This is a genomic window from Methanobrevibacter filiformis, from assembly GCF_001639265.1.
Lineage (GTDB): Archaea > Methanobacteriota > Methanobacteria > Methanobacteriales > Methanobacteriaceae > Methanacia > Methanacia filiformis.
This window is the reverse complement of record NZ_LWMT01000292.1, coordinates 1-10,665: the sequence shown is the minus strand read 5'-3', so window position 1 is coordinate 10,665 and position 10,665 is coordinate 1. Positions and strand designations below refer to the sequence as shown.

3 protein-coding genes are annotated in these 10,665 nt (G+C 26.4%); all 3 read right to left on the bottom strand.

From position 1 onward, the window contains the following. The coding region (locus MBFIL_RS09875; protein WP_157078753.1) for a DUF11 domain-containing protein at positions 1 to 5,851 on the bottom strand (5,851 nt) is incomplete at its 3' end. Between the two features lie 1,354 nt (positions 5,852 to 7,205). Then, positions 7,206 to 8,954, bottom strand: a complete 1,749-nt coding sequence (locus MBFIL_RS09870; RefSeq protein ID WP_084266390.1) for an AMP-binding protein — start codon at positions 8,952 to 8,954, stop codon at positions 7,206 to 7,208. Between the two features lie 477 nt (positions 8,955 to 9,431). After that, on the bottom strand, positions 9,432 to 10,385 hold the full coding sequence (locus tag MBFIL_RS09865; protein WP_066974041.1) for a hypothetical protein: 954 nt from the start codon (positions 10,383 to 10,385) through the stop codon (positions 9,432 to 9,434). Positions 10,386 to 10,665: the final 280 nt, after the last annotated feature.

Genomic DNA, 10,665 nt, shown 5'->3' with positions numbered 1-10,665 from the left:
CTCCAGTTGTGTTCAAAAGTTTAAAACTCTCATTAAGTAAATCAGTGAAAGTAACATTAGATGCAAAATCAGCCCCATTGTTAGTTATATTTATTGTGAAGTTAATAGTACCATTATTTGAAACATTTGTTACATTGGCAACTTTAAGAATAGTGAGATTAACCTTAGTTCCATCATCAAGAATAAGAATAATATCCTCATCATCTGCTAAAGCATTAATTGATCCTTGGAGATCATTATTAGTTAACATTACAACTTGAGAGAATGTTAAGTTCCTTATATCACCAGTACTATTATTAACAGAACCTGTGCTGTTTCTAAGTAATACTTCTACTGTGAAGTAAGGTAATAAACTTGGAGTATTAGTAATATTGGTAGTTAAATTATTCAATGTTAATTTGTAAGATAAGTTTGCTGGAGTGTTTTTTGTGTAATTTCTTGTTGCATTTACAGTTGTGTTAAATGTTGAATTAAGTGAAAGTTGTAATACATACCAATAGCTAAGGTTTAAATTCAGACTAGAGTTAGTGTATTGATCAGTGATATTATTTTTTCCCCACCAATTAAAGTTCGCATTAGTATTATTTCCTGAGTTTATCATACCTAAAGCATTTTGATAAATTCTATTGTAATTTAAGGTGTTATTAGACCCTGTGATGTTTACACCTACTATTGTATTATTTACAATTGTTGTGCTTATTATGGTATCATTGAAACCATCCATTATTGCTCCTATTTCATTTCCTCTTAATGTTCCATTAGTAAAAATATTATCATGATTAGAAGAATTAAAAGTTAAACCAACTTTTAAATTAGCTATTGTAATGTTAGAGAACGTATTATTTTCTCCATTTACAAATATTCCTCTTGTGTTGTTATTTCCAATTATTGAACCATTAGAAATATTATTTCTATGACCATCAACAAGTAAAACAATATCATTATTAATTATAATATTATTACTTAGTAAATAGCTATTTAAATCAATAGTTGAATTATTAAAACCAATTCCTAAAACACCACCATTACCATTAAAGGAATTATTACTAATAAAAGTCTGATTATTCAATGTATAAATAGCCATATGAGCATTATTAGAAAATACAGAATTATTCACAGTCAAATTAACTCCAATATTATAAATAACACCATAAGAAGCCTTATTATCAGTAAAACTAGAATTAATCACACTAAAATTACTACCAATATTATTAAAAATAGCTCCACCACTAATACTAGCATTATTACCACTAAAACTAGAACCACTCACACTAAAATTACCACTACTACTATAAATAGCACCACCATAAAACCCCGCATTATTACCACTAAAACTAGAATTAATCACACTAAAATCACCAACACCATTATTAAAAATAGCACCACCATAAATACTAGCATTATTACCACTAAAACTAGAACCACTCACACTAAAATTACCATTATTATTAAAAATAGCACCATGACTAACATTATTACCACTAAAACTAGAATTAATCACACTAAAATTACCACCACTACAATAAATAGCACCACCATAACTAGCATTATTACCAAGGAAACTAGAATTAATCACACTAAAATTAGTACCATTATTATTATAAATAGCACCACCGTAAATAATAACATTATTACCATTATTACCAATGAAACTAGAATTAATCACACTAAAATCACCACCCCTATCATTATAAATAGCACCACCATAACTAGCAGTATTATTAATAAAACTAGTATTTTCAGTTATAGTAAAATTATTTCCCTTGTTGTTGTAAATAGCTCCACCACTGTAAGCAGTGTTATTTATAAAGTTAGAACCTTTTATTATGATTATAGAACCATTATTATAAATAGCACTACCATTATTACCCAATCCATTTATATTAGCATTTACAAAAGTTAAGTTAATTAATGTGACATTTAGACTATTATTAATGATGAATATTCTTCCATTGTTTAATGCATCTATTATTACTTCTCCACTTAATACTGTATAACCAAGGAGAGTTACATTTTTGTTTATGGTTAAGTTGGTGTTGTTTTTTGGTATTCCATTAGTGTTGTTGTAGTTGTTTCCTGCTATGTGTATTGTTCCACTGTTTTGTACTATTTCTAATGCTTTTTCTATGGATTGTAGTGCATTTGTCCAGTTTACGCCAGTGTTAGTGTCTAGTCCTCCTGTTGCATTAACATAAACATCTAAACCACTAAATGCTGTAAATGTGTAATTACTTCCATTTATAGCTATGTTTCTTTGGTCTGTAGTTATGTTTGCGGTATTTTTAATTGTTCCATTATTTATTATGGTTACATTTATTGTTAATGTTGCTGTTTGACCTTCGGTAAGTTCTCCAATTGTCCATTTACCTGTAGTTTCATTATATGTTCCAGTTGATGGGTTTGCAGAATTGAATTGTAGTTTAGTATAATCTAAATTATCCATTACATAAACTCCAGTGGCATTAGATTCTCCACTATTATTTACAGTGATTGTGTATGTTATATTGTCTCCAGTGTATTGTGTTCCTGTTGCATTAGCTATTTTAACTATGGTTAGATCTACATCAGTTATGTTAAGTATTACTGAGCTTGTGGTGTTGTTGTTAGTGTTGTTTTCATCTGCTTCGACTATTGCAGTGTTTTTTATAATTCCAGTTCCAGTTATGGTTACAAATACTTCTAATGTTACTGTTTCTCCTGGTTCTAGTACTCCGATATCCCATATTCCAGTACCATAAGTATAATTTCCTTTAGTTACAGTTGAGTTAATGAAATTTACTTTATTGTAATCGATTGTGTCTTCTACATAGACTTCTGTTGCATTATTTAATGTTCCATGATTAGTTACAGTTATTGTGTAAGTTATATTGTCTCCAACATGAACATCTACGCTTTTATTTGCAACTTTCACAAGACTTACATTAACTGTGTAATCAATATCTTCACCAATAATGGTTAAAATAAGATTTTCACTATCAGATAAAGCATTAATTGAATATTGTGTATTAGGATTATTGATTACTACAGTTTTATTTAGGCTGGTATTTCTAATATCTCCAGTTGAACTGTTAACAATATCAGTACTGTTTTTAACTAATACAGTTACTTCAAAGTAAGGAAGTAAGCTTGGATTATTAGTTATTGGGATATTAAGTGATAAATTATAGGTTAAATTAGCACTTTGATTTTTACTGTAATTTCTTGTTGCATTTTGGATTGTGTAATAAGTATTATTCAATGAAAGTTCAAGTACATACCAGTATGTTAAGTTGAAATTAGCACCACTATTTGCATACTGACCAGTAATATTATTTAATCCCCACCAATTAAAGTTAGCATTAAGATTAGTACCAGAATTATTAAGTCCCAAAGTATTATTATAAATACGATTATACTGAACAATATTATTATTTCCTGTGATATTAATACCAATGATAGTATTATTAACTATAGTTGAACTCATAACAGTATCATTAGAACCTAACATTGATATACCAATTTCATTACTATAAAATGTAGCATTGCTTATTATATTTCCACTGTTAGTTGTATTAAAAGTGAAACCAACTTTTAAATTAGCTATTGTAATATTAGAAAAAGTATTATTATGACCATTTACAAATATTCCTCTTGAGTTATTATTTCCAATAATAGAACCATTAGAAATATTATTCCCAGAACCATCAACAAGCAAAACAATATCATTATTATTAATTATATTATTACTTAGTAGATAGCTATTTAAATCAATAGTTGAATTATTAAAACCAATTCCTAAAACACCACCATTACCATCAAAGGAATTATTATTAATAAAAGTCTGATTATTTAATGTATAAATAGCTATATGACTATTATTAGAAAATATAGATTTGTTCACAGTTAAATTAGCATAAATATTAGATGAATTAAAAATTAGACCAACTTTTAAATTAGCTATTGTAATATTAGAGAAAATGTTGTTCATCCCATTTACAAATATTCCTCTTAAGTTATTATTTCCAATAATAGAACCACTAGAAATATCATTCCCAGAACCATCAACAATTAAAACAATATCATTATTATTAATTATATTATTACTTAGTAGATAGCTATTTAAATTAATAGTTGAATCATCAAAACCAATTCCCAAAACACCATTATTCCCATTAAAGCTGTTATTATTAATAAAAGTCCGATTATTCAATGTATAAATAGCTATATGTGTATCATTAAAGAATACAGACCTATTCACAGTTAAGTTATCTCCAGTATTATAAATAACACCATAAAGAGCCTTATTACCAGTGAAACTAGAATTAAACACGCTAAAATTACCACCATCATTACTAATAGCAGCACCACTACCAGAAACACCATTAGCATTATTACTAGTAAAAATAGAATCATTCACACTAAAATTATCACCATAAAAGTTATAAATAGCGCCACCAGTACCCAAATTAACATTATTACCAATAAAACTAGAATTAAACACACTAAAATTAACTCCATTTGCATTAGAAATAGCACCACCACGACTAAGAGCAGTATTACCTGTAAAACTAGAATTCTTCACACTAACATTATCACCATTACTATGAATAGCACTACTAACACTAGCATTATTACCACTAAAACTAGAATTACTCACACTAAAATTACCACCATCATAATTATAAATAGCACCACCACCACTACTAGCATTATTACCACTAAAACTAGAATTACTCACACTAAAATTAGCACCCCTAATATAAATAGCACCACCACTACTAGCATTATTATCACTGAAACTAGAATTCTTCACACTAACATTATCACCAATACTATGAATAGCACCACCACTACTAGCATTATTACCACTAAAACTAGAATTACTCACACTAAAATTACCACCACTATAAATAGCACCACCATAATTACTAGCATTATTACCACTAAAACTAGAATTACTCACACTAAAATTACCACCACTATAAATAGCACCACCATAACGAGCATTATTACCATTACCTGTGAAAGTAGAATTACTCACACTAAAATTAACATAATTATTATAAATAGCACCACCATAATTACTAGCATTATTACCACTAAAACTAGAATTAATCACACTAAAATTACCATAACTATTATAAATAGCACCACCATAATTACTAACATTATTACCACTAAAACTAGAATTACTCACACTAAAACTACCATAATTATTATAAATAGCACCACCATAATTACTAACATTATTACCACTAAAACTAGAATTACTCACACTAAAACTACCCCTATTATTATAAATAGCACCACCACCATCAGTAGCATTATTATTTGTGAAATTACAATTTATTATTGTTATTTTAGAGTTAGAGTTAGAACTGTAGATAGCACTATTATTACTATTTATAAATGTTAAGTTTTTAAATGTTACATTACTCCTTGTGCCTGAGATATTAAAGATGTTGCCAAGTTTTCTCGCATCTATTATTATTAAGTTTCTTGCCCCATTACCCTGTATTGTGATATTTATACTTGTTGTAATGTTATTTTTAATATCAGTAGTTTTATTATATGTTCCTGGATTAAGTGTTACTGTATGATTAGTGCTAGTAGCATTAGTTAGAGCTACAGCTCCGTTAATACCTGTAGTATTTGTAGTACTAATGGTAACATCCACAGCACTAACAGATGAAACACTAACAACAAATAAAATAGCTATTATTGACAATATAGCTATTGTAGTCAAACTTTTAGAAAAAGTTTGATCAAAAAGCTGTTTGTGAAATAATCCTTTTGAAGATTCAGATTGTTTTTGTTTTTTCATAGAATAATTATTCAATTTTATAATATTTTCCTTATTTTCTAATTTCATAGTATCTGTTCTCTCATGTGTAGCATATGATTGAATTATTCATTTAATTTATAAACTCATATTAATTTAAGAACAACAATTAAAGTATATCCAATTATATGACAATATTGGATAACATGAACTTATTTCTATAAATAAATATTAATTATAAATTAAATATTATATTTTGTTAATTATATATTAAGTTCGACTAATATATAAATGTTATTGTTATACCGAACATATAATATATCAGCGAAAATTCTAAAAAATTAAATCTTATTTTCTTGAAATATGAGATTATTATTTCTACTAACTGGTAGAATATATTATGATAATCCTACTAGTATTTGAGAAATGAGGGCATTAATGGTTATGGTAGTGTAATATTAGCCATAACTTGAAGTAAAAAGGCTTGAAAATATAACTAACATGGGATGGAATCTAACTGCCGATCAAGAGATAGAATATCCTGGTATATCTTTAATCATTCTTAAACACTTAAATCAGATCTAACATAGAAAAATGAGTTTTATAAGGATTTATTATTATATATTTTGTTTTATATAAAACGAATTTTATGATAGCTATTAAAATAATATTTAATATAATTTTCTTGATTGTAATATAACTATAAATATTGTGTTATTTGACAAAAAATTTTCTACTCGACAAAATTATCTAATATTTAAGAGATTATTTAATGATATTTTTTAGAATTTAATCTTTATTTAAATAGATCATAGTAAATTATTAATGTATACTTAATTAATCATGATAATATTTATTATATAGAATAAAAATATTTTTTAAGTTAATATTCTCGAAATAAGAATGTCCTGATAGCATTTTTTAAAAAGAAAAATTAACTGATGTATTTTAAATCAAAGAACCAATATAATTATATACTTGACAATTTTTCATCAAAATCAACTTAAATCAACTTATTTACTAATTAACTATTTAAAAATTGATATTATTAGTAAATAATTATTATTTAATATAATTTTACATTAATTTCAATATTACATTCGTTAATAATCTTAATAGTACTTTTAATGAATATTTAAATGAATATAAGATATTTTAGTTTGTTATAAGTTTTTTAAAGAATAATTGATTTTTGGATGAGTTTAAGTAGTTTGATTATAATCAAACTATTAATTTACAAGGTTTTGTTAGTATATAAACTAATAATATTTTTAAATCATGGATTTATTTATTTTTATCAAACTAAAGATTTCTAATAAATGGTCTCTTTTTCAGAATGCTTATTTTTTAAAATAGGTTCTGATCAAACTTTTTTAAAAGTTTGGAATGTTTGTTTCATAATATTAACAGTGCAAAAAGAATAAGTTATTTGGAATGACTATAGTTAATCATTTATTTCATCTAAAATTTCTTTTTCTAAATCCACATAGGAAATTTTACCTATTTGAGTTAAAGGTAGCTCATCTCTAAAAACGAAGTCTTGTGGGACTGACCATTTACTCAAATATTCCTTACATCTTTTTAAAAGCTTATGTTCTAATTCTTTTGAAGGGCTACATCCATCTTCAAGAATAATATATGCCCTAATTTTTTCCATTTGATATGGATCAGGAACTCCAACAACACAGCAGTTAGCTACTGTATCATCCTCTATTAAAACATTCTCAATTTGACTTGGAAAAACTGAGTATCCAGAGCTTTTAATGATTCGTTTAATTCTTTGCTTGAAATATACAAATCCATCATTATCCATAGACCCAAAATCACCAGTATGAATCCATAAATAACCATCACTATGCTTTTGAAGTACTATATCAGTTTCTTCTTTTTCTTTATAGTATTCTAGCATTACAGTAGGTCCTGAAATGCAAATTTCCCCTTCTTCATCTAAAGCACATGGTTCTTGTGTTCCAGGGTGACATATTTGATATAAAGTGTCTGGAAATGGAATTCCTATACTTCCATGACGATATTCATCTGGAGGAGTTAAACAACTTGCTGTTACTGTTTCAGTTAAACCATACCCCTCCCGTATATTAACTTTAGCTCCTTTTTCATGGATAAAATTCTCAAAGTTAACTTTAATTTCATTAGGCAATGTATCAGCACCAGAAAATATTCCTTTTAAACAAGAGAAGTCTGTTTTTTTCATTTGTTTAGTATTGACTAATGCTGCAAATAATGTTGGAACTCCTGCAATAAAATTAGGTTTATATTTATTAAATGTTTTAGCAAATTCTTCTGTATTAAATTTAGGAACAAGAATAGCTTTAGCTCCAAATACTAAAGTAGTGTGCATTGAAACCCCTAAACCAAATCCATGGAAAAATGGCATTATACACATCATTGTATCATTTAGTTCAACTTTTACTTGAGAACCAGTTTGCAGTGCAAGAGCATTAAAGTTCAAGTTTGATAATACAACACCTTTTTGTTTACCTGTGGTTCCACCAGTGTATAAAATAACTGCAGGATCATCTTTTTGAGCAATGTGAAACTTATAAGTGTTAGATTGTTTGCCTAATTTAAGAAGATCTTTCCACATTATAATATTATCATTTTTAGGAATTTTTGGTATTTTACGACCAGAAAATAGCCAGAACCCAGCTCTTTTAGCAGAACTTAAATAATCTTGGATTTTACATACGATAATTCTCTTTAAATCCACATTATTCAGATTTACAAAATTTTCAAATGCAAAATCAGTTGTTAAAACAAATTTACTATCTGTTAAAGTTAAATAATACTCTATTTCTTTAGGAGCAGATAATGGATGTATCATATTAGAAACTGCCCCTATTTTATTAACTGCATAAAAAGCAATAACTGTTTGAGGAATATTTGGAAGACAAATGGTAATTTTATCTCCCACCCCTAGACCTAAATGAATTAATGCTTTAGCACATTGATCAATAAGGCTAATTAGCTCATTATAACTTATATTTAATCCTAAAAATTCTAATGCTTCATTATTTGGACGATTTTCTCCAATAAATTCTATCATTTGATACATGTTTTTATCAGGATACTCAATATTAGGAAATGTATTTTCAGAATAATATTTTATCCATGGTCGATTACAATCTAAATCATCACGTGCAGGTTTTAATATAAAATCATTCAAATTTTCCATAAAATCATTCCATAAAAATTAAAAATTAGTTATAACTAGTAAAAAGATCATTAATAAAAAAGCATTAAAATGATTTTCAAATAAAACTGATATGTGTTATTATTTGATAAAGCTATCCCCGTATTATAATTCAATATTATGTATTAATATAATTAATAAATTAGCAGATAGTTAATAATATGAAACAAACTTTTAGAAAAAGTTTGATCAAAAGCTGTTTCCAGAAATAAACTATTTTGATCATACCAAATGCTTTTATTAATATGAAACAAACTTTTAAAAAAAAGTTTGATCAAAAGCTATTTCCAAAAATAAACCATTTTAGGTATAAGGAATGCTTTTATTAATACGAAACAAACTTTTAAAAAAAGTTTGATCAAAAGCTATTTCCAAAAATAAACCATTTTAGGTATAAGGAATGCTTTTATTAATATTAAAAAATAGGAATAATAATACTATTAACAATAAAATTAATAGTTATTTGTCAATAGGTACTTCTTTCAATCGTTTATCCAATAAATAAGGATTGTTTAAAATATCTTGTAATAGATCTAAGCTTTTTACAAAATAAAATCCATCAGTAATACGTTCATCCATTGTAATAGCTACATCAACCAAATTTTTTTCAACAAATCCTTCCTTAGTTGAAACAAGTTCTTTTCTTGCCCTACCTAATGTAAGAAACATAGAACATGTCCCTCTATCGTATAAATGATGATATGGAACTTTTTCAAGACCAATACTCCCTAAATTTGCAATAAATGCTGAAGCTTGCATAGTATCTATGTCTTTAAGAACTTTTGGACCATGACCAATAAATGCAAATAAATCAAATAAAGCTATGACAATTGTAACCATAAATGTTGGAAATTTCATTAAAGTTTTTATAAAATCTCCTGTACCATCATCAGTCTCTTTTTTAACATTAAATATAGATTTATCTAATACTTCCTTTACATCCTCAATATTGGAATCTCTAAGAAATGGTGACACTGTTGATGATTCCTCTCCATCATCATTAAAATTTTTTTTAATAACATATCCAATTTCAATATCATGTCTTTGATATATCCTTTTACCTGAAATAAACCTGTTTAAATGAGGTCTAAGAGCAATAACTCTTGTTAAAGCAGCTATAAAAAATAGATTAAAACCATATTTTTTAATACTATTATTTTCATTGTTTTCTAATTCAAGATTTTTATTTTTTTCATCTAAATATTCAATCACATTAGAAATATCGTAAGTCATTTTAAAGAAATTAGAAGAAGAATCTCGAGTTTTCATTAAAAAAGGAAGTAATTCATGAAAAGGTTTAACATCTCTAACTCTATAACCATCAATACGTTCACCTCTTTTTTTAGGACGAGGAGGAACTCGAGATTCAGAATCTGAACCATAATTATTATTATCAAATTTACTATTACTCATAAAATTACCTAATATTCAATATTTTAATACTTTAATTAATTTATTTCATAGCATATATATAGATTTATAATTAACTTTAAATGATTACATACTAAAATTCTCAAAATTAATAAATATATAGTATGATACCTATTTTTTGACAATATATTCATCTATCCAATTTTCGACAAAAGATATTTCATCAACTAATTCGTAGTATAATTTAACCACTTCCTTTTTTAGGTATTCAATATCTGGAATGGGGTTTCTATGTAGTATATTTTTCATAGTTCTCCATAGT